This window comes from Halomonas sp. 3D7M (assembly GCF_014897885.1).
GTDB lineage: Bacteria > Pseudomonadota > Gammaproteobacteria > Pseudomonadales > Halomonadaceae > Vreelandella.
Window position 1 is genome coordinate 11,898 of record NZ_JABUZF010000265.1, and the last position, 1,083, is coordinate 12,980.

At 59.6% G+C, this 1,083-nt stretch carries 2 protein-coding genes; both read right to left on the minus strand.

Translation table 11 applies throughout. The annotated features are described in order from the left end of the window. A partial coding sequence (locus tag INT22_RS17565; RefSeq protein WP_264298863.1) for a putative PEP-binding protein occupies positions 1-986 on the minus strand: 986 nt, incomplete at its 3' end. Next, positions 946-1,071, minus strand: a complete 126-nt coding sequence (locus tag INT22_RS22190) for a hypothetical protein (RefSeq protein ID WP_446718962.1) — start codon at positions 1,069-1,071, stop codon at positions 946-948. The genes INT22_RS22190 and INT22_RS17565, both read right to left, overlap by 41 nt. Positions 1,072-1,083: the final 12 nt, after the last annotated feature.

Below are 1,083 nucleotides of genomic sequence, written 5' to 3' on the forward strand. Positions count from 1 at the left end.
GGGTCCTCACGGTCCATCGCCAGGGTGTACTGGGTTAAATCGTTGGTGCCGATTGACAGAAAGTCGGCTTCAACAGCGAGGCTTCTGGCGCACAGAGCAGCACTAGGCACCTCGATCATGGCACCAAGGCGCGGCCGCGCATCGAGCCCCATTTCGCTGGCCAACGTCTCTAAGCGCTTGCGCACTTCGCGCAGCTCGCCAACCTCGGTCACCATCGGCAGCATGATATGTAACGTTTCCAACGGCGTAACGCCGAGTAGCGCTCGCAGCTGGGTCTCCAGCAGTTCAGGCTGGCTGGCCCACAAACGAGCGCCCCGCACGCCCAGCGCTGGGTTAGGTACTGACGGCAATCGCAGATAAGGAAGCTGCTTGTCTGCACCAATATCCAGGGTGCGAATAATCACAGGCTTGCCATCTAAGGCCTTCACAGCAGCCTGATACTCATCACGCTGAGTCGCTTCACTGGGGGCACTATCTCGCTCAAGAAAAAGAAACTCACTGCGCAGTAGACCTACACCATCAGCACCCGAATCTGCCGCTAAACGCGCCTCTTCGGCGCCACCGATATTGGCGCATACCTCAATTTCTCGCCCGTCCAGAGTGATCGCTGGTTCATGGGCTAACGCTTGCGCTTGCTCTGCTTCATAACGGCGAGCATCAATGCGCTCTGCCACTTCCGCCCGTTGAGTAGCGCTAGGGCTCAACGCCAAGCGCCCATTTTCCGCATCTAGAATGACGCTCTCGTTTGTGGCGCTATTAGCAGCGTCGATTAGGCTCGCCCCCATGGCCACGAGGCAGGGAATACCTCGGGCGCGTGCCAAAATGGCCACATGAGAAGTGGTGCCGCCGCCCGCGAGACACAGCCCAGCAGGATGCTGGGTAGCAACGGCCACCAGCTCTGAGGGTGTCAGCTCATCAGCAACGACGACGGCCCCTTTAGGCAGCTCAGGAAGTGCCGCTTGCTGGTCGTCGCTTAGTTCCACCATCACAGGGAGCATGCAGGCATTCGCCCAGTGGATCGAGAGCAATGCCCTCTCCCAGGGTTAGGCTGGCGAAAACCGGATCGGGCACCGCTGTTAGGGG